General features: G+C 58.3%; 20 protein-coding genes. All 20 read left to right on the top strand.

The genetic code is table 11. From position 1 onward, the window contains the following. Positions 1-251: 251 nt before the first annotated feature. The 20 genes from mraZ (at position 252) to KSF73_07290 (ending at position 21,271) form a co-directional block, all read left to right on the top strand. A complete protein-coding gene (mraZ, locus tag KSF73_07385; protein ID MBV1775538.1) occupies positions 252-698 on the top strand; it encodes a division/cell wall cluster transcriptional repressor MraZ in 447 nt (148 codons plus the stop codon). Then, the gene (rsmH, locus tag KSF73_07380) at positions 686-1,636 is read left to right on the top strand and encodes a 16S rRNA (cytosine(1402)-N(4))-methyltransferase RsmH (protein ID MBV1775537.1); all 951 of its coding nucleotides are present in this window, start codon (positions 686-688) and stop codon (positions 1,634-1,636) included. The genes mraZ and rsmH overlap by 13 nt, the downstream gene beginning before the upstream one ends. Then, positions 1,633-1,899 carry a cell division protein FtsL gene (gene ftsL, locus KSF73_07375; protein ID MBV1775536.1) on the top strand — a complete coding sequence of 89 codons (267 nt, stop codon included), beginning with the start codon at positions 1,633-1,635 and terminating at the stop codon, positions 1,897-1,899. The genes rsmH and ftsL overlap by 4 nt, the downstream gene beginning before the upstream one ends. A 2-nt stretch (positions 1,900-1,901) precedes the next feature. After that, the gene (locus KSF73_07370) at positions 1,902-3,638 is read left to right on the top strand and encodes a penicillin-binding protein 2 (GenBank protein ID MBV1775535.1); all 1,737 of its coding nucleotides are present in this window, start codon (positions 1,902-1,904) and stop codon (positions 3,636-3,638) included. Then, positions 3,635-5,113: a UDP-N-acetylmuramoyl-L-alanyl-D-glutamate--2,6-diaminopimelate ligase gene (locus KSF73_07365; GenBank protein MBV1775534.1), complete on the top strand. Its 1,479-nt coding sequence runs from the start codon at positions 3,635-3,637 to the stop codon at positions 5,111-5,113. The genes KSF73_07370 and KSF73_07365 overlap by 4 nt, the downstream gene beginning before the upstream one ends. Further along, positions 5,106-6,488, top strand: a complete 1,383-nt coding sequence (locus KSF73_07360; GenBank protein MBV1775533.1) for a UDP-N-acetylmuramoyl-tripeptide--D-alanyl-D-alanine ligase — start codon at positions 5,106-5,108, stop codon at positions 6,486-6,488. The genes KSF73_07365 and KSF73_07360 overlap by 8 nt, the downstream gene beginning before the upstream one ends. Positions 6,489-6,491: 3 nt before the next feature. After that, complete coding sequence (mraY, locus tag KSF73_07355) at positions 6,492-7,577, top strand: phospho-N-acetylmuramoyl-pentapeptide-transferase (protein MBV1775532.1); 1,086 nt, start codon at positions 6,492-6,494, stop codon at positions 7,575-7,577. A 36-nt stretch (positions 7,578-7,613) separates the two neighbouring features. Then, the gene (gene murD / locus KSF73_07350; GenBank protein MBV1775531.1) at positions 7,614-8,987 is read left to right on the top strand and encodes a UDP-N-acetylmuramoyl-L-alanine--D-glutamate ligase; all 1,374 of its coding nucleotides are present in this window, start codon (positions 7,614-7,616) and stop codon (positions 8,985-8,987) included. After that, complete coding sequence (gene ftsW / locus KSF73_07345) at positions 8,984-10,150, top strand: putative lipid II flippase FtsW (protein MBV1775530.1); 1,167 nt, start codon at positions 8,984-8,986, stop codon at positions 10,148-10,150. Before murD ends, ftsW begins: the two co-directional genes overlap by 4 nt. Before the next feature lie 121 nt (positions 10,151-10,271). Further along, positions 10,272-11,366 carry an undecaprenyldiphospho-muramoylpentapeptide beta-N-acetylglucosaminyltransferase gene (gene murG, locus KSF73_07340; protein ID MBV1775529.1) on the top strand — a complete coding sequence of 365 codons (1,095 nt, stop codon included), beginning with the start codon at positions 10,272-10,274 and terminating at the stop codon, positions 11,364-11,366. Further along, entirely contained in the window at positions 11,363-12,775 is a 1,413-nt protein-coding gene (gene murC, locus KSF73_07335) for a UDP-N-acetylmuramate--L-alanine ligase (protein ID MBV1775528.1), read from the top strand. Before murG ends, murC begins: the two co-directional genes overlap by 4 nt. Continuing rightward, complete coding sequence (locus tag KSF73_07330) at positions 12,772-13,722, top strand: D-alanine--D-alanine ligase (GenBank protein ID MBV1775527.1); 951 nt, start codon at positions 12,772-12,774, stop codon at positions 13,720-13,722. The genes murC and KSF73_07330 overlap by 4 nt, the downstream gene beginning before the upstream one ends. A 42-nt stretch (positions 13,723-13,764) precedes the next feature. Further along, complete coding sequence (locus KSF73_07325) at positions 13,765-14,493, top strand: FtsQ-type POTRA domain-containing protein (GenBank protein ID MBV1775526.1); 729 nt, start codon at positions 13,765-13,767, stop codon at positions 14,491-14,493. 69 nt (positions 14,494-14,562) lie between these two features. After that, positions 14,563-15,789, top strand: coding sequence for a cell division protein FtsA (gene ftsA, locus KSF73_07320; protein ID MBV1775525.1), 1,227 nt, complete (start codon positions 14,563-14,565; stop codon positions 15,787-15,789). Positions 15,790-15,861: 72 nt separating this feature from the next. Further along, positions 15,862-17,052, top strand: coding sequence for a cell division protein FtsZ (gene ftsZ / locus KSF73_07315; protein ID MBV1775524.1), 1,191 nt, complete (start codon positions 15,862-15,864; stop codon positions 17,050-17,052). Between the two features lie 116 nt (positions 17,053-17,168). Next, positions 17,169-18,083: a UDP-3-O-acyl-N-acetylglucosamine deacetylase gene (gene lpxC, locus KSF73_07310; GenBank protein ID MBV1775523.1), complete on the top strand. Its 915-nt coding sequence runs from the start codon at positions 17,169-17,171 to the stop codon at positions 18,081-18,083. 139 nt (positions 18,084-18,222) lie between these two features. Continuing rightward, positions 18,223-18,621 carry a hypothetical protein gene (locus tag KSF73_07305; protein MBV1775522.1) on the top strand — a complete coding sequence of 133 codons (399 nt, stop codon included), beginning with the start codon at positions 18,223-18,225 and terminating at the stop codon, positions 18,619-18,621. Positions 18,622-19,041: 420 nt separating this feature from the next. Then, positions 19,042-19,596 carry a hypothetical protein gene (locus KSF73_07300; protein ID MBV1775521.1) on the top strand — a complete coding sequence of 185 codons (555 nt, stop codon included), beginning with the start codon at positions 19,042-19,044 and terminating at the stop codon, positions 19,594-19,596. Between the two features lie 78 nt (positions 19,597-19,674). Next, complete coding sequence (locus tag KSF73_07295; protein ID MBV1775520.1) at positions 19,675-20,457, top strand: hypothetical protein; 783 nt, start codon at positions 19,675-19,677, stop codon at positions 20,455-20,457. A gap of 355 nt (positions 20,458-20,812) precedes the next feature. After that, the gene (locus tag KSF73_07290) at positions 20,813-21,271 is read left to right on the top strand and encodes a MarR family transcriptional regulator (GenBank protein ID MBV1775519.1); all 459 of its coding nucleotides are present in this window, start codon (positions 20,813-20,815) and stop codon (positions 21,269-21,271) included. Positions 21,272-21,356 lie beyond the last annotated feature (85 nt).

Raw genomic sequence — 21,356 nt, 5'->3', positions numbered from 1 at the left:
ACTTAGGTGGACTATTCATGCACCACTTTTGCATGTGTGCGTAAGTTATTCATTCTTATGAGTTATTCCGTTCGGGTAAATCCGTCGGGAATGCGCGTAAGTGATTGTAGCAAAAACAATTTTCTCTGGTGGCTCAGCTTGACCCTTAGCGTTTTGATACACTATAGTGGGTATAAGTGGTGGAAAGTGGTGAATTGTGGCCCACCTTCCCGAGATAGACCAACTTCCGCATAGCGGGTTCTGGCGGCAACATGTTTGGCGGCGTAGCCATTCTTAATCTCGACAGCAAAGGGCGTCTGGCGATTCCGGCCAGGCATCGCGATGCCTTGCTCGAGTCCTGCGCCGGCCATTTGGTGGTGACCGTCGACCCTAGCCAATGTCTGTTGATTTACCCGCATGCCGCGTGGGTTCCTGTCCGCGACAAACTCAACAACCTGCCCGCTTTCAATCCGCAAGCCCGCGCACTGCAACGCCTGATTCTGGGGCATGCAGAGGACGTGGAAATGGATTCGGCTGGCCGTATTCTGGTGTCGCCCACCTTGCGCCAGTTCGCTGTACTGGATAAGTCGGTAGCACTGGTCGGTCTGGGCAGCAAATTTGAGTTGTGGGACGAAACCCGCTGGCATGCACAAACCGCCGCCGCGATGGCCATGTCACCTGCAGACATCGCGGCGCAACTGGATGGATTCGTACTGTGAGTGCCGCGCCGTTTTCTCATGTCACTGTGCTTCTTAACGAGGCGGTAGACGCGCTGGCCATTCGACCGGACGGCGTTTACGTCGACTGTACCTATGGTCGGGGCGGGCATTCCCGCCTCATTCTCTCGAGGCTTGGCCCCAATGGCCGCCTGATTGCCTTTGATCGCGATCCCGAAGCCGTGGCCAATGCCCGGACCATCGACGATCCGCGCTTCACCATTGTTCATGAAGGTTTTTCGGCATTTGCGCAGGCGCTCGATGATCTCGGGCTGGCACGCGTGGATGGTGTGTTGATGGATCTGGGCGTGTCCTCGCCCCAGCTGGATGACGGTGCACGCGGATTCAGTTTCCGCTTCGATGCACCGCTCGACATGCGTATGGACACCACCCGTGGTCAGACAGCGGCCGAATGGCTCGCTACCGCTGACCGCGACGATATTGCGGAGGTCATTCGAGATTATGGCGAAGAGCGGTTTGCTAAACAGGTTGCAGGTGCGATTGTTGCAGCTAGGGCGGAACAGCCCGTCACCACTACAAGGCAACTTGCCAAGATCGTGGCAGACACGATCTGGAAGCGGGAGCCGGGTCAGGATCCGGCGACGCGTACCTTCCAGGCTATACGGATTTTCATCAATCGCGAGCTTGAGGAACTGTCGCTGACCCTGCCTCAGGCGATGGCTCGGCTGAACGAAGGCGGACGTCTGTCGGTGATTGCCTTCCATTCGCTGGAAGACCGTATCGTCAAGCGTTTCATGGCTGACAAATCGACAGCAGACAAGCTGCCGTCGAAGGTGCCTGTCCGTGCTGCCGATATTGGCGAAGCACCGCTGAAGATCGTGGGTAAACCTGTACGTGCCAGTGCAGATGAAGTAGCAGCCAACCCACGTGCCCGCAGCGCGATTCTTCGCATCGGTGCGCGCACGGGAGCGCCTGCATGATTCGTCTGAATCTGCTCCTGATGCTGGTCATCATTGTGTGTGCAATGGGGATTGTCACCTCGCAACACAAGGCCAGAAAGTCATTTGTCGAGTTGCAAAAGGCGCAGTCAGAAGCCAAGCAGCTGGACGTGGAATGGGGGCAGCTACAGTTGGAGCAAAGTACGTGGGCCATGCATTCGCGGATTGAACGCGAAGCTTCGGGGCGTCTGGGCATGCATGTGCCGGATGCGGCGCATACCCAGGTTGTGGTAGGTGGTCGTTAACGATGGCGTACCGCAATAAACGTACCCAGGCGCATGAGTTGCAGCCCTGGCGCTCGTGGGTGGTGTTTGGTGGTCTGGCAGGGCTGTTTTTGCTGCTGATCGGACGTGCGGCATGGTTGCAGGGCTACCAGCGCACCTATCTGAGAGAGCAGGGGGCGGCGCGCTACGAGCGGCGGCTGTCACTGGATGCCAATCGCGGCATGATCACCGACCGCAATGGTGAACCGCTGGCGATTTCTTCACCGGTACAAACGGTGTGGGCCAGCCCGAAAGAAATGGACGATCTGACCCCGGCTCAGATTCAGGAGCTGGCCAGAACACTGGAAGTGCCGCTTGAAGAAATCCGCCGCAAGCTGGCAGACCGGGATCGCGATTTTGTGTTCCTGCGCCGGCAGATGAACCCCGAAGCGGCCGAACGGGTGATGCGACTGGGGATTCCGGGCGTATTCAAGCAGCAGGAATTCCGCCGTTTCTACCCTGCGGGCGAGGTGATGGCTCATGTGATTGGCTTTACCGGCATCGACAACAAGGGGCAAGAAGGCTTTGAGCTGACGCGGGAGAAAATGCTCGCGGGCAAGGCGGGTAGCAGACAGGTCATCAAGGACAGACGCGGCTTCATTGTGGAAAACGTCGCCAGCGTCGAGAAACCCAAAGATGGCCAGACGCTTACCCTGTCGCTGGACAGCAAGATTCAGTATCTGGCGTTCCGCGAGCTGAAAAAGGCAGTTGAGGACAATAACGCCAAGGGTGGCGGGATCGTGGTGCTGGATGCGCGCAGTGGCGAAGTGCTGGCGCTGGCCAATATGCCTACGTTCAACCCGAACAACCGGCAGAAAATGGATCCGGCTGCACGACGCAACCGGGCGCTGACCGATACCTACGAGCCGGGTTCGACCATGAAGCCGTTTACGGCAGCGTTGGGCATCGACTCGGGTAAGGTGACGCCGCAGAGCCTTATCCCGACCGGCAATGGCCTGATGTCGATCGGACCGGCAGTGATTCACGATACGCATGCCCACGGCAATATCACCGTGGAGCAGGTGATCCAGATGTCCAGCAATGTGGGTGCGTCGCGCATCCAGCTGATGATGGATCGGGAAACACTGTGGGACTACTACGATAGCCTGGGCTTTGGCCAGCCGCCGCATAGCGGTTTCCCGGGTGAGGCAAGTGGCAGGTTGCGGGCGTGGAAGCACTGGGTACCGATTGATCAGGCCACCATGTCGTACGGCCACGGGATTTCGGTGAGCCTGATGCAGATTGCGCGGGCATACCAGATATTTGCAACGGATGGCGAGATCCGTCCGATTACCTTTCAGCGTCTGGTGGCGCCGATGCCGGGCAAGCGGATCCTGAAACCGGAAACCGCAGCCGCCGTGCGCAAGATGCTGGAAATGGTGACCTTGCCGGGCGGTACAGCCAAAAAGGCGCAGGTGGTGGGCTACCGCGTAGGCGGTAAGACAGGTACCGCCCACAAGCTGGAAGGCGGCAGTTACGCAGGACATAAATATGTCGGTTCGTTTGTAGGGATTGCCCCGATTTCCGATCCGCGCCTGATTGTGGCGGTGATGATCGACGAGCCGAGCGGTGGAAAATATATGGGTGGCGATGTGGCCGCCCCGGTATTCAGTGCGGTGGTGGCAGGTTCTCTGCGCATGATGGGTATTCCGCCCGATGCGCCGGCGCAGAACCTGTTTGGACCACCACCCGCGAATGACGATTTCAAGGAGGAAATGTGAAGCCCGCGAGCTGGGAATTATCAACGCCTGACTGGACCGCAGTGGATGCACTGGCGGCTGGGCGTCGGCTGGTCGCGGATAGTCGCCTCGTAGAAGCGGGGGACGTGTTTCTGGCTTCGCCAGGCGTTCAATCAGATGGACGCCAGTATATTGACGTAGCCGTGGCGCGTGGCGCAGCGGCTGTATTGTGGGAGCCGGAAGGCTTTGTCTGGCCTGCGCATGTATCCGTCCCCAATCTGGCCGTTCCGGGCCTGACCGCGCTCACCGGCATTGTGCTCGGGCATGTGCTGGGCAATCCCGGCGAGCAGCTGTGGACGGTTGGCGTGACCGGCACCAATGGCAAAACCAGCACGGCGCACTGGCTGGCTCAGGCCTTTACTGCGCTGGGCAAGCCGACTGCATTGCTCGGTACGCTTGGTTATGGCCTGCTAGATCAACTCGAAGAGCCCACCCACACCACACCGCCTGCTCTGGCGATGCAGCCGCTGCTGCGCAAGTTTGTCGATGCAGGCGCCACCCATCTGGCGATGGAAGTGTCTTCGCACGCGCTAGAGCAAGGTCGTGCGCATGGTGTGTGCTTTGATGTCGCGCTGTTTACCAACCTCACGCTTGACCACCTCGACTATCACGGCACCATGGCCGCCTATGGCGAGGCCAAGGCACGCCTGTTCCAGTGGGAAGGCCTGAAGGCCGCTGTGATCAACGCAGATGACGCCTTTGGTGCCGAACTGCTCAAGCGTGGCGGATCTGCCCGCTTTGTCGGCTATGGTCTGGAGCAGGGGGATATTCGTGCAACCAGCTTGCAGCTGGGTATCGATGGTGTCCGAATGGAAGTGGATACGCCCTGGGGTAAAGGCCTGATTCAAAGCAGCCTGATTGGCCGCTTCAATGCCTATAACCTGCTGGGATGCCTGGGTGTATTGCTAGTCAGCGATGTGCCGCTGGATATCGCCTGCGCCACGCTGTCGTCGATTCGCTCGGCGGTTGGCCGCATGGACCGGCTGGGCGGGGGCAATCAGCCGCTGGTGGTGGTGGACTATGCCCACACGCCGGATGCGCTGGAAAAGGCCCTTGAAACCCTGCGTGAGACACTGGCAGGCGAGCAGAAGCTGCTATGCGTGTTTGGCTGCGGCGGCGATCGCGACCGCAGCAAGCGACCAGTGATGGGCGAGCTGGCCTGTCGTCTGGCGGATCAGGCATTTGTGACCAGCGACAATCCGCGTACCGAACAACCCGATGCCATCATCGCCGACATTCTGGCGGGTGTACCTGCTGACGTCAGTCCACATGTAAACGCCGACCGTGCCGAGGCCATTGCAGCTGCAATTGCAGCTGCACGAGCAGGCGATATCGTGCTGATCGCAGGCAAAGGTCACGAAGCCTATCAGGACGTGGCAGGCGTGAAGCGTCATTTCAGCGATCACGAAGAAACAATCAAAGCCCTGAAGATCTGGGCGGAGGTGCACCATGTTTGAGATGCGCCTTGGAGACATTGCCACTGCCATGCAAGGCACCCTGCACGGGGATGCATCGCAGGTGTGCACGCGTATCAGTACCGATAGCCGTGATATCCGGCCGGGTGATGTGTTTATCGCCATTCGCGGCGAGACCTTTGATGGTCACGACTTTGCGCACAAGGCACTCGAGCTGGGTGCAGTCGCAGTGGTGGTTGAAACAGGTCGGGTGGATATCACCGGGATGTCGGTCATTGAAGTGGACGACGGCGTGCTGGCCTTCGGCCGCATTGCCGCTGCCTGGCGCAATCGCTTCGACCTGCCGCTGATTGCGGTAACGGGCTCGAACGGCAAGACCAGCGTCAAGGAAATGATCGCGGCCATTCTACGTTCGACCTATGGCGATGCAGCCGTGCTGGCCACGGTCGGCAATCTGAACAATCACATGGGTGTGCCGCAGATGCTGCTGCGTCTGAGCAAGGCGCACAAGGTTGCGGTGCTGGAAATGGGGATGAACCATTTCGGCGAAATCCGCCATCTCACCACCATGGGTCGCCCGACGGTTGCGCTGATCAACAACGCCGGTGCTGGCCATCTGGAGTTCCTCGGCTCGATCGAGGGGGTGGCGCGCGCCAAGGGCGAAATATTCGAAGGCCTAGATGCACGTGGCACCGCCATCTGGAACGGGGATGATGACTTTGCCACTTACTGGCAGAGCCTGAATACCGGTCGTCACTACATGCGCTTCGGCCTGACTGCGGGCGATGTCCATGCCAGCGATGTGTCGGGCGATGCGTTCAGCAGCAGCTTTACCCTGCATCTGGCAGGCCAGCAGGCACGTGCGACGGTTGCCGTACCCGGCGTGCATATGGTGCGCAATGCGCTCGCCGCTGCTGCAGCCTGCTCGGCCATCGGCCTGACGCTCGAACAGATCGTAGCGGGTCTTGTGGCATTCACTGGTGTAAAAGGCCGCCTGCAGAAAAAGCAGGCCGCCAATGGTGCTGTAGTGATTGATGACACCTACAACGCCAATCCGGCCTCCATGAAAGCCGCTGCCGATGTGCTGGCCAATATTGCAGGCCACCGTGTGCTGGTGCTGGGTGATATGGGTGAAGTGGGCGAAGCCGGTCCTGCCCGCCACGAAGAAATTTGCGCGTATGCCCGTTCGCTAGGCATCGAACGTCTGCTGGTCACCGGTACGGCGATGAATGCGGCGATTCACGTGGCTGGCGAGATGGGGCAAGGCTTTGCCGATCATCCGCAGCTGATTGCTGCACTGAAAAATTCGATTACGCCGGACAGTACCGTGCTGGTCAAAGGGTCGCGCTTCATGAAGATGGAACGCGTGATAGATGCGCTGATTGAGTCTGAATCGACTCAGGGCAAGGGGAATTAAGCGATGCTGCTATGGCTTGCCAATCTGTTGGGCGCAAATGTACGTGCCTTTAACGTATTTAACTACATCACGCTGCGCGCCGTGCTGGCCACGATGACCGCGCTGTTTATCTCGTTTCTGCTTGGGCCGTGGGTGATCCGCAAGCTCACCGAGCTGAAGGTGGGGCAGGCGGTGCGCAATGACGGACCGCAGTCGCATCTGGTCAAGGCCGGTACGCCGACCATGGGCGGCACGCTGATTCTGCTGGCAATCGGTATTACCACGTTGTTGTGGGGCGATCTGAGCAACCGGTTTGTGTGGGTCGTGCTGGCCGTGACCATGTCGACCGGCGTGATCGGCTTTGTGGATGATTATAAAAAAGTTGCCCTGCGTGATCCGAAGGGCTTGTCGGCACGCTACAAGATGCTGTGGCAGTCGGTGATTGCCATTGCAGCGGGTCTGTATCTCGCCAATACCGCGCGCCTGCCTGCCAATACCGAATTCATTGTGCCGTTTTTCAAGGAAGTGGCGTATCCATTTGGTGCAATCGGCTTTGTGACGCTGACCTATTTTGTGATTGTCGGCACGTCAAATTCGGTGAACCTGACTGATGGCCTAGATGGGCTGGCGATCATGCCAACCGTCATGGTGGCTGCAGCGCTGGCAATCTTTGCCTATGTAGCCGGGAATGCCAAATTCGCGTCCTATCTGTTGCTGCCTCATATTCCGGGCGCGGGTGAGCTGGCTGTGTTCTGTGCCGCCATTGCGGGGGCTGGTTTAGGGTTCCTCTGGTTTAACGCCTATCCCGCCGAAGTCTTTATGGGCGATGTGGGTGCGCTTGCACTGGGTGCTGCGCTGGGTACCGTGGCCGTGATCGTGCGTCAGGAAATCGTGCTCTTCATCATGGGTGGTGTGTTTGTGGTGGAAGCGTTGAGCGTGATGATTCAGGTAGCCAGCTTCAAACTCACGGGTAAGCGCGTGTTTCGTATGGCACCGCTGCACCATCATTTCGAGCTGAAAGGCTGGAAAGAAACGCAGGTCGTGGTGCGCTTCTGGATCATCACCATGCTATTGGTGCTGGCCGGTCTGGCGACACTGAAGCTGCGCTGAGCAGCTCAATAAAAAGAATCGAACGAGGGAATGGCGATGATACTCAAGGGCAAACATGTGACTGTGGTGGGGCTGGGTGCAACCGGCCTGTCCGCTGTGCACTGGCTCGTTCGCCAGGAAGCAATTGTCCGCGTAGTCGACAACCGCGAACAGCCGCCGGGACTGGCCGAGCTGAACAGCACCTACCCATCCGTCAAAGTGGCGTTAGGGCCATTTTCGGGGGCCAGTTTTTCCGATACCGAGCTGATTGTGATGAGTCCCGGTGTAGCGCTGGCCGAACCTGCCATTCAGGCTGCCATTGCCAGCGGTATCGAAGCCGTCGGTGATGTCGAGTTATTTGCCCGTGCTGAAAGCCGTGGTAAGGGCAAGATCATTGCCATTACGGGTTCCAACGGTAAATCCACCGTGACCAGCATGGTCGGCGAGATGTGTGCTTCAGCCGGTCTGGCCACTATTGTGGCAGGAAATATTGGCCTGCCGGTGCTTGATGCCCTGCGTGCAATCGAGTCCGGCGAACAGGTTGCGCCGGATGTATGGGTACTTGAGCTGTCGAGTTTCCAGCTGGAAACCACGTTCAGCCTGAATGCAGATGCCGCAACCGTTCTGAATGTCAGCGAGGATCACCTCGACCGCTACGACTCCATGCTGGAATACGCGATCGCCAAATCGCGCGTATTTGGCGGCCTGGGCGCCATGGTGCTGAATCGTGAAGATGGCTACTGCCGTGGCATGGTGCGTGCGGGTCGTCAGGTCTACTGGTTTGGTCTGGATGCGCCGCGCAGTCCGACCGAATATGGCCTGCGTCAGGTCGGTCAGGATTTCGAGCTGCTGTGCGGTGACTTTGTACTGATGCTGGCCTCCGAGATGAAAATTGCGGGTCTGCACAATGCAGCTAATGCACTGGCTGCGTTGGCGCTGACTCGGGCAATTGGTCTTCCGACCTTGCCGCTGGTGGCAGCGTTAAAAGCATTCAAGGGTCTGCCGCATCGTGTGGAGTTTGTCCGCGAAGTGGGCGGCGTGAGCTGGTATGACGATTCCAAGGGCACCAATGTGGGTGCAACCGAGGCCGCGCTAAAAGGCATGACCCGTCCCGTGGTGCTAATCGCTGGTGGCGATGGCAAGGGTCAGGATTTCAGCCCGCTGGCTGCTGCCTGTATGGGCAAATGCCGTGCGATTGTCCTGATTGGCCGCGATGCACCGCAGATTCGCGACGCATTGGCTGAGACAGGCATCGAGATAATCGATTGCAATTCCATGCCAGACGCCGTCAAGGTTGCGCATCGCATCGCGCAGTCGGGTGATGCCGTGCTGATGTCGCCTGCCTGCGCCAGTCTCGATATGTTCCGCAACTACGCACATCGCGCCGAAGTCTTTATCGCTGCTGTAAATCAGCTGCAGGAGGGCGTGTGAAACAATGGTATGAGGCCATGCGCCACCGCCCGATCATGCACGGCTACGACATCTCCCTGTTGTGGTCGGTGCTGATGCTGCTCGCGGTCGGTCTGGTCATGGTGTATTCCGCGTCGATCGCCTCGGCAGAGGTCGACAAGGATACCGGTTTCCGCGCAACCTACTTTGTGACGCGCCATGTGATCTTTCTGGTGGTCGGGCTGGCCGCAGCCGTATTTGCCTTCCAGTTCCCGATCCGTACGTGGCAGCAATATGCACCCTACCTCTTTCTAGGCGGGGTAGCTTTGCTTGTGTTGGTGCTGATTCCGCATGTCGGTCGCGAAGTGAATGGCTCGCGGCGCTGGCTGAGTCTGGTGATCATCAATCTGCAGCCATCGGAACTGGTGAAGCTGTTTGTGGTGCTGTATGCCGCGGATTACACCGTGCGTAAAGCCACCTACATGAACGACCTGCTCAAAGGCTTCTTCCCGATGTTCGTGGTGATGCTGGTGACCGGGGTGCTGCTGCTGAAAGAGCCAGATTTCGGTGCACTGACGGTGGTCACCGTGATTGCCATGGGCATCCTGTTTCTGGGCGGATTCGAGTGGCGGCTGTTTGCCGGACTGGTAGTGATGCTGGCGATCGGCTTTGTTGGCTTCGTGCTGATTTCACCGTACCGGATGGCGCGGGTGGTCGGCTTTATGGATCCGTGGAAAGATCCGTACGGCAAAGGCTACCAGCTCTCGCATGCCCTAATTGCCTTCGGGCGCGGCGGCTGGGACGGGGTGGGGCTGGGTGGCTCGGTCGAAAAGCTGTCCTATTTGCCGGAAGCCCACACGGACTTTTTGATGGCCATCATCGCCGAAGAGCTGGGTTTTGTCGGTGTCGTGGCGGTGATTCTGCTCTTTACCTGGCTGGTGTGGCGTGCCGTATCCATCGGCCTGACCGCCGCCAAGCTGGAGCGCCATTACGCCGCGCTGGTGGCTCAGGGCATTGCGATCTGGATCGGCTTCCAGTCAATCATCAACATCGGTGTAAATATGGGCCTGCTGCCCACCAAGGGCCTGACCCTGCCACTGCTGAGCTTTGGCGGCTCGGGCATGGTGGCCAACCTGATGGCGCTTGCCATCCTGCTGAGAGTGGACTGGGAAAACCGCCAGTTGCTGAGGGGGTACTCAGTATGAAAATGAGACCACATACCTTGGCACCGCAGATGCATGCAACTGGCGGTTTAGGCGAAGCCAAAACGGACAGCCCGCGTGAGCGGGCAGGCGTGCGCAGCACGACGCTGAGGGGGTACTCAGTATGAAGACCCTTTCCCCTCGTACCCTCATCGTCATGGCTGGCGGCACAGGTGGCCACATCTTTCCGGCATTGGCGGTTGCCAAAGAGATGCAAACGCGTGGCTGGCAGGTGGTGTGGCTAGGCGCATGCGGCAAGATGGAAGAGACGCTGGTGCCGCAGCATGGTCTGCCGATCGAGCTTCTACCGGTACGCGGGCTGCGCGGCAATGGACTGATGCGCAAGCTGACGGCGCCGTTCGAACAATTGAAAGCCGTGATGCTGGCGCTGCGTGTGTTCCGCCGTCACCGTCCGGCCGCTGCCATCGGGTTTGGTGGGTTCACCGCGTTTCCAGGTGGCGTGGCAGCCAAGCTGCTGGGCGTACCGCTGTTTGTACATGAACAGAATTCGGTGGCTGGCCTGACCAATCGTGCGCTGGCGCAGATGGGTGCCACACTGATGAAGGCGTTTCCCGAGGCATTTGCCGGTCGTGGCGAATTGGTGGGGAATCCGGTGCGCAGTGAAATTACTGCACAGCCCGAACCGGCTGCCCGCTTCGCCGGACGGACTGGTTCGCTCAAGGTGCTGGTGGTCGGGGGCAGTCTGGGTGCCGCCGCGCTGAATGAAGCCGTTCCGCAGGCCTTGGCGAGGCTGCCACTGGCCGAGCGTCCGCTAGTGACGCATCAGTCCGGTACGAAACAGATTGAAGCACTGCGCTCGCATTACGCGCAGGCCGGTGTCGAAGCGAATTGCGTGGCCTTTATCGATGATATGGCTGCCGCCTACGCTGAGGCTGATCTGGTGGTGTGCCGTGCCGGTGCACTGACCGTATCCGAACTGGCAGCGGTGGGGGTAGGGGCGATTTTCGTGCCGTTCCCGCATGCGGTGGATGATCACCAGACTGGCAATGCACGTTATTTAGCCGAAAACGGTGCCGCCCTGCTGATCCAGCAGCGCAATCTGACACCGGACTGGCTGGCGCAGCAATTGAAAGAGATGACGCGCGAACGACTGCTCACCATGGCAGAGCGGGCGCGCACACTGGGTAAACCGGAGGCGACCCGTGTGGTGGCCGACCGGATTGAAACAAACAGTAGTACACACAAGAGCGCAGCATGAAACATAAAGTCAAACGCATCCACTTTGTGGGCATTGGTGGCTCGGGCATGAGCGCCATTGCGGGCGTTTTACTCGATCTGGGATTTGAAATCAGCGGCTCCGATCTCGGCAGTTCGCCGGTCACCCAGTCGCTGGAACGCGCCGGTGCCAAGGTATTTAAGGGGCATGATGCCGCCTTTCAGCAGGATGCAGACGTGGTGGTGACTTCCACTGCCGTGCGTCACGACAATCCGGAAGTGCTGGCCGCACGTGCGCGTGGCGTGCCGGTGATTCCGCGCGCCATGATGCTGGCCGAGCTGCTGCGATTCCGTCAGGGGATTGCTGTGGCCGGTACGCACGGCAAGACCACGACAACCAGCCTGATTGCTACGGTGCTGGGCGAGGCCGGACTGGATCCGACCTACGTGATCGGTGGCAAGCTCAATGCAGCCGGTACCGGTGCCAAGCTGGGCAAGGGTGAATTCATCGTGGTGGAGGCGGATGAATCCGATGCCTCCTTCCTGATGCTGAATCCCGTGCTGGCGATTGTGACCAATATCGACGCCGACCACATGGACACCTACGGCCATGATTTCGTGCGTCTGAAGCAGGCATTTCTCGATTTCATCGGCCACCTGCCGTTTTATGGCCGCGCGATCCTGTGTCTGGATGACCCGAATGTGCGTGCCATCCTGCCGATGGTCAGCCGTCCGGTCACCACTTATGGCACCCATGCCGATGCCCATGTACGCGCCGAAGACATCGTGGCTCAGCCCGGTGGCCGCATGACTTTTACGGCAGTCTGGCAGAACGGCGTCGAGCATCGCCTGCCCATCGAGCTGAATGCCGCGGGCATGCACAACGTCCTCAATAGTCTGGCGACGATTGCAGTGGCGCTGGAGGTAGGAGCAGACGAAGCAGCCATCCAGCGCGGACTGGCTGCATTCGGTGGCGTCGGTCGCCGCATGCAGCGCTATGGCGAGATTGCACTGCCTGCTGGGGGCACGGCCACGGTGGTCGATGATTATGGTCATCATCCGGTCGAAATGGCTGCCACGCTGTCTGCCGTGCGCGGTGCCTTCCCGGATAGACGCCTGCTGCTAGCCTTCCAGCCGCATCGCTATACCCGGACGCGTGATTGCTTCGAAGACTTTGCCCGCGTGCTGTCCACAGTCGACGCACTGGTGCTGACTGAAGTCTACGCAGCTGGCGAGGCCCCGATTGTGGCCGCAGATGGCCGCTCGCTGACGCGCGCAGTGCGCGTGCACGGCCGGGTCGAGCCGATGTTTGTCGACGTGATCGAGGATCTCGATCGCGTCATTCTTGAGCACGCCCGCGATGGCGATGTGATTCTGACCATGGGTGCGGGATCGATCGGCGCCACGCCGGGCAAATTGGTAGAACTGGCAGCGACAGGAGCACGGCCATGAGCAAGGCATTACAGGCCGTCAATATTGATCCATCCAGCTTCGGCAAAGTGGCCGTGGTCATGGGTGGCACCAGCGCAGAGCGCGAAATCTCGTTGATGAGCGGCGAGGGCGTACTGAATGCCCTCCTGAGCAAGGGTGTGAATGCCCACGCCTTCGATCCCAAAGATCGTCCGCTGGAAGCATTGAAAGCAGAAGGTTTCGATCGCGTCTTCCTGATTCTGCATGGCCCGGTGGGCGAAGATGGCACGATTCAGGGCGCACTCGAATTCATGGGCATTCCGTATACCGGTTGCGGGGTGATGGCGAGTGCACTGGGCATGGATAAGCTGCGCAGCAAGCTGATCTGGCAGGCGCTGGGTTTGCCGGTGCCGGATTTTGCCCTGATCGATGCGCATACCGATCTGGATGCTGTCGTAGCACGACTGGGTCTGCCGCTGTTTGTGAAACCGAATATCGAAGGCTCCAGCATTGGCGTAACCAAGGTGAAAGCGGCTGCCGATTTTGCCGCAGCCGTAGCTGAAGCCCGCAAATACGATCGCGTGGTACTGGCCGAGCGCTTTATCGGCGGCGGTGAGTACAGCGTGCCGGTGGTGGGCAATGTCGAGCAAGGTTACACGGTGATGCCGGCGATCAAGATCGAGCCGGCTACCGAGTTTTATGATTATCAGGCCAAGTACTTCCGCGACGACACCCGCTATGTCTGCCCCTGCCTGCCTGCCGATCGCGAAGCTGCGCTGGCGGTGCTGGTCGAAAAGGCATTCTGGGCAGTCGGTGGCAGTGGCTGGGGACGGGTGGATGTCCTGATGGACGAAGCAGGCCAGCCGTATTTGCTGGAAGTGAATACCGCACCCGGGATGACCAGCCATAGTCTGGTGCCGATGGGCGCGCGCGCACTGGGTGTCAGCTACGAAGATCTCGTGGTGATGATCCTAGCGCAGACGCTGTAAATAAAAAACGAGGGAGTGACCTGAAGCATGTGGGACCGGCCGATGCTACTGATGTGGCTTGCCAATCTGTTGACTGGATTGGCTGCGATGCTGTTCCTGTATGCAGCGATTGTGCTGCTGATCCATTCGCCGCTGTTTCCGGTGCGGCAGATCAAGGTGGATGGACAGCTATCGCATGTCACCCGCGAGCAATTGCAGTACATCGTGAAGCACGAGCTGCGCGGCACCTTCTTCACGCTGGATCTGGAACGTACACGTCAGGCCTTTGAAAAGCTGCCGTGGGTGCGGCAGGTGAGTCTGCGCCGCCGCTGGCCGGATCGTCTGGATGTGGAAATTGAAGAGCACGTTGCGCTGGCTCGCTGGGGAACGGTGGGTCTGGTGAATACGCTGGGCGAGCGATTCGATGCAGCCAGCAACGATAATCTTCCAGTTCTGGAAGGTCCGGAAGGCGCTGAAAGCGAGCTTGCACAAGGCTATCAGCACTTCCGCGAGATGTTGTCGCCGTTGAAGGTGAAGCCCGCGCATGTATGGTTATCGGCGCGTCGGGCATGGCGGATGCAGCTCGATAACAGTGTGACCGTAGAGGTAGGAAGAGACGGTCCTGAAGGAAATGTAGTTGATGCAAGAATACGTCGATTTGTTGCAACATACCAACAGACGCTCGCAATGGTGAGGCGACCTGTAGACTATGTAGACTTGCGTTACCCGAATGGCTTTTCTGTTCGAATTCCTGGGTTCACCCCCGGAAAAAAAGAACCCGGGAAGCCATGATAGTGGCATAATGTGTGGTTTTGGTGCAACGAGAGTTGGTGCCAAAAGAAAAAGTACGGAGATGTGACGGTGAGTAAACCGAGCAACACCAAAAGCCTTCTGGTCGGACTCGATATCGGGACGTCCAAGATAGCCGCCCTGGTCGCGGAAGTGCTGCCTGATGGCCGACTGGAAGTCATCGGTCTCGGGCAGGCACCCTCACGTGGTCTGAAAAAGGGCGTGGTGGTCAATATCGAGTCCACCGTCGGGGCGATTCAGCGTGCGCTGGAAGAAGCCGAACTGATGGCAGACTGCAAGATCCGCGAAGTCATCACGGGCATAGCTGGCAGCCATATCCGTGCTTTCAATTCGCACGGCATGGTCGCCATCAAGGACAAGGAAGTGACGCAGGCCGATGTCGACCGCGTCATTGAAACCGCGCGTGCAGTCAACATTCCAGCCGAACATCAGATCCTGCACATCCTGAACCAGGAATTCATCATCGATGGTCAGGAGGATGTGAAGGAACCGCTGGGGATGAGCGGTGTGCGCCTTGAAGTGAAGGTGCATATCGTCACCGGTGCGATCAGCGCCGCGCAGAACATTACCAAGTGCGTGCGTCGCTGCGGCCTGGAAATGAACGAGCTGGTGCTGCAGCCGCTGGCCAGCGCCATGAGCGTACTCAGCGACGATGAAAAGGAACTGGGCGTCTGTCTGATTGACATTGGCGGTGGCACCACTGACATCGCCGTATTCTGCGATGGGGCTATCCGGCATACCGCCGTGATCCCGATTGCCGGCGATCAGATCACAAATGATATCGCCATGGCCTTGCGGACACCGACCAAGGAAGCGGAAGATATCAAGCGCTTGCATGGTGTGGCATTGCGGCAGCTGGCGGATCCGCAGCACATGATCGAAGTGCCGGGTGTAGGCGAGCGCGGACCGCGTCAGCTCAGCCGCCAGACACTGGCTGAAGTCATCGAGCCACGCGTGGAAGAACTCTACAGTCTGGTGCAGGCTGAACTGCGCCGCTCCGGATTTGAAGAGCGCCTGTCCAGTGGCATCGTGATTACGGGTGGTTCAGCCCAGATGCAGGGCATGGTCGAGCTGGGTGAAGAAGTATTTCACATGCCGGTACGCCTGGGCGTGCCGCAATATGTGGGGGGCTTGGCTGAAGTGGTCAAGAACCCGAGGTTTTCGACAGCTGTCGGCCTCTTGCTGATCGGCAAGCAGGAAGTGCAGCGGAACATGCAGGGCAGAAGCGCGGCGACGGTGTTCGAGCGCATGCGTGCATGGTTCCAGGGAAATTTTTGAGCAGACTCGTGCTGCTAGAAATGAAGATTTAATTTTTTGGGTAATGGGTCCAGGCACTAGAGGAGAGTCAAGATGCCTATTTCGTTCGTAGAAGTTGCGCAGGACATCGTTCCGGTCGCCAAGATCAAGGTGATCGGTATTGGCGGCTGTGGCGGCAATGCGGTTGATCACATGATCAATTGCGGCGTCAACGGCGTAGAGTTTATCTGCGCTAACACGGATGCCCAGGCGCTGAAGCGTAATCGCGCCGATAACCTGGTTCAACTGGGTGCTGGCCTGACCAAGGGACTGGGCGCAGGTGCCAATCCCGATGTGGGTCGCGCAGCGGCTGAGGAAGATCGTGCCCGCATTTCGGACCTGATCGAAGGTGCCGACATGCTGTTTATCACTGCCGGTATGGGTGGTGGTACGGGTACCGGTGCTGCGCCGGTTGTGGCGCAGATTGCCCGTGAAAAAGGCATTCTGACCGTGGGCGTGGTCACCCGTCCGTTCGCCTTCGAAGGCAAGCGCCAGAAGGCTGCGCAATCCGGTATCGACGAGCTGTCCAAGCATGTCGATTCCCTGATCATCATCCCGAACGACAAGCTCATGCAGGTACTGGGCGAAGACGTGTCGTTCAAGGATGCTTTCAAGGCCGCTGACGACGTGCTGCGCGGTGCTGTTGCCGGTATCGCCGAAATCATTAACTGCCCGGGTCTGGTGAACGTTGACTTCGCCGACGTGAAGGCTGTGATGACCGAAATGGGCATGGCCATGATGGGTTCTTCCATGGCTGCTGGCAGCGAGCGTGCACGCGTCGCAGCCGAACAGGCCGTGGCCAGCCCGTTGCTGGAAGACGTGAGCCTGACCGGCGCACGCGGCATCCTGGTGAATATCAGTGCCGATATGAGCCTGCGTATGCGTGAAGTCCACGAAGTCATGGACATCATCAAGCAATACGCTGCAGATGACGCCAAGATCATCTTCGGTACTGCCATCGACGAAAATCTGGGTGACGACCTGCGTGTGACCCTGGTGGCAACCGGTCTGGGTCAGCGCGCCGAGAAGAAGATGCCGGATCTGAAGATGGTGAAGGCGACCGGTACGGATGATGGCATTCCGGTGCTGGGTGGTACCGATTACGATCAGTACGACTCCCCGGCAGTGTGGCGTGATGGTCGCCGCGGCGGTGGCGCACGTCCGGCTGTGGCCGAAGTGAGCCGCAGTCCGGTCATCAGCGCTGACATGGATATCCCGGCTTTCCTGCGCAAGCAGGCAGACTGATCCAAATCGCATCCGACAGGCTGTTACCTATCGGATGCATGAGGACAATCAATCGAGTCCCGCAAGGTGCTGTGGCACAATGTGGGGCTTGAGTGTCCTCACCGGAGCTGTTGTCCATGATTCATCAACGTACCCTTGCATCCACAATTCGTGCAGTCGGTGTGGGTCTGCACTCGGGCGAAAAGGTAGAACTAACCTTACGCCCGGCACCTGTGGATACAGGCATCGTGTATTGCCGGGTCGACCTGCCCGACAAGCCGGTGATGAAGGTATCGCCCGAACTGGTGAATGACACCCGCCTCTCCTCCACCCTCGTCGCTGACGGGGTGCGGGTGGCCACCATCGAGCACTTGATGTCTGCATTCGCGGGGCTAGGCATCGACAACGTCTATGTCGATGTCACCTCCGCTGAAATGCCGATCATGGACGGCAGTGCCGCGCCTTTTATCTACCTGATCCAGCAAGCAGGCGTGGTCGACCAGAAGGCGAAAAAGCGCTTTGTACGCGTTAAAAAGTCGATTGAGGTCAAAGAGGGCGATAAATGGGTGCGCCTCTCGCCCCATGAAGGCTATCGCGTCACCCTCACCATTGAATTCAATCACCCTGCCTTCCGTAAATCGGCTCAGACGGTCGACCTCGACTTTGCTAGTACCTCCTATGTAGCTGCTGTCGCGCGAGCCCGTACCTTTGGCTTTATGCATGAAGTCGAATATATGCGTACCAACGATCTCGGCAAGGGCGGCAGCATGGAAAACGCTATCGTGCTGGATGAGTACAAGGTGCTGAATCAGGAAGGCCTGCGCTTCGAAGACGAATTCGTGCGCCACAAGGTGCTTGATGCAATCGGCGATCTCTACATTCTCGGTTTTCCCCTGATCGGGCATTTCGAAGGGTTCAAGTCGGGTCACGCGATGAACAATAAGCTCTTGCGCGCGCTATTGGCTGATCCCGATGCATGGGAGTACGCGACCTTTGATCGCGAAGAACGTGCGCCAAATGCATTCCATCCTATTGATTTTACAGCGATATAGTTGAACTGTACTCGGCGCGGCATCCGTCTGTCCGACTGACGTCGTTGCCCTGATCCAGTCTGGCGCGGATAATTGCGCTCCCGTTGGCCGTCGCGCCGACCTGTAGCACGCTGGCCTGGCTGGCAAGACTGGAGTCACAATGAATATTCGCGTACTGCGTACGCTTCTGCTGTGCGTCGCATGTTTCGGGCTGACCTTCGCCCATGCGGCTGACCCGGAACCGGGCAAGAAGTATTTTTCACTGCATCTCACCACCGCTAGCACCATGGAGTCAGCACAGGCTGCCGCCACCCGTGCGGGTGATCTGCCTTGGCTGCGTATCAGCAAGCAAGGCAAGTTGTATGTGCTCCGTGCTGGCTTCTGGGAGACTGCCGCCGAAGCTGATCAGCAATTCCGGTTGATCCGCAAGCAATTCCCGGCGGCGGGGATGTTCAAGACGCAGTATTCGGCTGGGGGATTTACGTTGGTGGGGCAAGAAAACGCTGCTGATGCAGCCTCCGTCACACTCGCCAAAGATGAGCACCCCAAGACTGAGTAAACGTGCGCCGGAAAAAACATATGGCCGTATGGATGTTGTCCATGCGGCCATTTTGTTGAAGTACAAGCGTGAATCCGCATCGTCAATATGCCTGTGTGCTATTTCACCCATTCCTTGATCAACATTGTCTGCATTAATACAACAATACACTGGACACTTAGGTGTGTTCCGCATAGCGAAATTAGAAAACTGAACAACTGTTCAATAACCTCGGGAGGCCGCACTACGTCTTGCTTTGATCTACGTCAACATGACAGGGTGATTAAAAAATCCTCATTGGCATGAATATAAATTACTATATATGACCTGCATGTACTGACGCACACTGGCTCCGGCATTTCGCCAGTCAGGCAGTGTGATCGCCTGACGATACTCACCATCGCAAAGAATGCATGGGTAGTTTAAATCAGGAGACAATACATGAAGGCTCAATCCAAACTCGCATTTGTAATCGCCCTGGCGCTGGCTGGTACTGCTCAAGTTGCAACGAGCGCGACCGTCAATTCAACCTACATCAGCACCACCAAATCCCAGATTTCCGCCGGTGTGGGCTATACCAACCCAACCATCTATATGGATCGCTATGCCTGTGGCGAGCAGCAACTGTCCGCATTCGCTTGCAGCCCGACCGTGATCAGCGTCGGTTCCAGCTTCCTGCAAAGCGTTGAAAACCAATTTGGTAACTACGGTGCCAAGGCTGTGCTGGCTCACGAGTGGGGTCACACGATTCAGTTCTCGCGCGGCATCAACCTGCAACAACCGTATCAGGAACTGCAAGCCGACTGTGCCGGTGGCTCCTTCGTCCGCTACGCAAACGACTCCCTGGGTTACACCACCCTGTTGAACAGCGCAGTTGCAGCTGCCCGCAACTATGCAGGTGGTGACCACGGTACCCCGGCTCAACGCGACTACTACACCCGTTGGGGCTACACCAATCGCGTAGCCAAGTGCCTGAGCAGCATGCCGCGCGTCTAATCCCCGCGAAGCAAAGCCAGATCGCGTGCGACTTCGATGTGGAGTCGTGCGCGCCTTACTTTCTGGGGAAACAGCAGGATGAACAAGCAACTCATCACAGGCATGGCTGTAATTGGTGCAATTGCCCTTGCAGCGGCAGTGTTTTGGCGTAACGATGCGGCTGGTCAACTCGCATCTGACGCGCAAGGAGCGCAAGCCACAGATGCAGCTCATGTAAGCAAAACCAATGGCCAGCATCTTGCCAGCACTGCGCAAATGGGTAAGGAAGGACTATTTGCCACGTCACCCTATCCAGTGGCGGGCGCACAGGGTCAGGGCGGCAATGAGGAAGCACAGGCTCGTGCCCTGCTCGATCAGGGAGGCGCTGCCGCGGAGAAAGAAGCATTGAGCCCAGAGGCCGAAAGGCGGCGCAAGCAAATGGAGAAGCTGGGTTATTTCCTCTCCCCTGATTACTACACCAAGGATCTGGCCACGATCAAGAAGTTGGCCAAAGGTGGCGATGCTTTCGCCATGATGCATCTGGGTGAAAAGTATTACTTCGAACTCAAAGATCAGCCGGGCAATCCGGAGTTCGATCCCAAGGCCAATTATGGCGACCTGGCCAAAGAGGCGTTCCGTCAAGCGCTTGTGGCGGGCAATATCCGCAGTGCGGGCATCATTGCCGAACTGTATCTGCAGGAAAAGAATGTCCAGGATGCGTATGCTTGGCACTTGGTTTCAGCCAAGCTGGGCGATGACATTAGTGCTGAATGGTTCCAGAAAACCGAGCTGGCACAGCAAGCAAGCGATGCCGTGAAGCAGGCGGCCGAGCTGCAAGCTCAGAAAATCATCAATGAGATGAAACTGCACAGGAAGGCATGAAGCACGCGTGGCCGAGCTTTACGTAGACTGCATTCAGCGCGTACTACTTCGATTGTGGCTTCATTGCACGTTTCAGTACACCTGTTAGCCCTTCGCAGTGATCTTCGGCAAGATCGCGATCATATCGGTCGCGATCCTTGCTGGCGTGTTCGATCAGAAAGGTCACGTCCTAGTTGCCGAGGCGGTGCACCGTATCCTCTTCTTTAAGCATGCGCGCCAGCACCGGAATATCTGTCTCATACGCCCTGCATACAAGCAAATTGCACAACACTGACACAGGTCAACCCGCTATCCTTCAGCCTGTGGTGTGATAACGCCGATTGAATGACGACTCCGGCGACCGGGTGCCGATACCATGAATCATCCTGACTGGCTCTTGCTAGACCAACAACTGTGTTTCCGTCTGTATGCGGCCTCGCGTGCAGTGACGCGCTGCTATCAGCCCTTGCTCAACGCACTCGACCTGACCTATCCGCAGTATCTGGTCATGCTGGTGCTGTGGGAAAAAGACGGCTTGACCGTCAAGCGGATTGGCGAGCGTCTGATGCTGGATTCCGGCACGCTGACCCCTCTGCTCAAGCGGTTGGAGCAGGCTGGCTATATCAAGCGCGAACGGCGAGCGGAAAATGAGCGCGAGGTGCGAGTGGTGCTGACGCCGTCGGGTCAGGGGCTGCGTACCCGTGCAGAGGCTGTCCCGCGCCAGTTGATGGAATCGCTGTCAATGTCTGCCGAAGAAGTGAATGCCCTGCGGCGGCAACTGGATGGATTGCTCGCCTCCGCCGTGTGCAATGGCGAAGAAGTATCCCAGTACTAAAGACTGACCGGTATTCGGAGTATTAGCCGAACTCCGCGTCCCTCTCCAGTCCTCTACCGTGATTCGTACGCGCTCAGCGGTGCCT

This window comes from Burkholderiaceae bacterium DAT-1 (assembly GCA_019084025.1).
Classification (GTDB): Bacteria; Pseudomonadota; Gammaproteobacteria; order Burkholderiales; family Chitinimonadaceae; genus DAT-1.
Note: the sequence above shows the minus strand (reverse complement) of the source record. Positions and strands in the feature narration are given on the sequence as shown.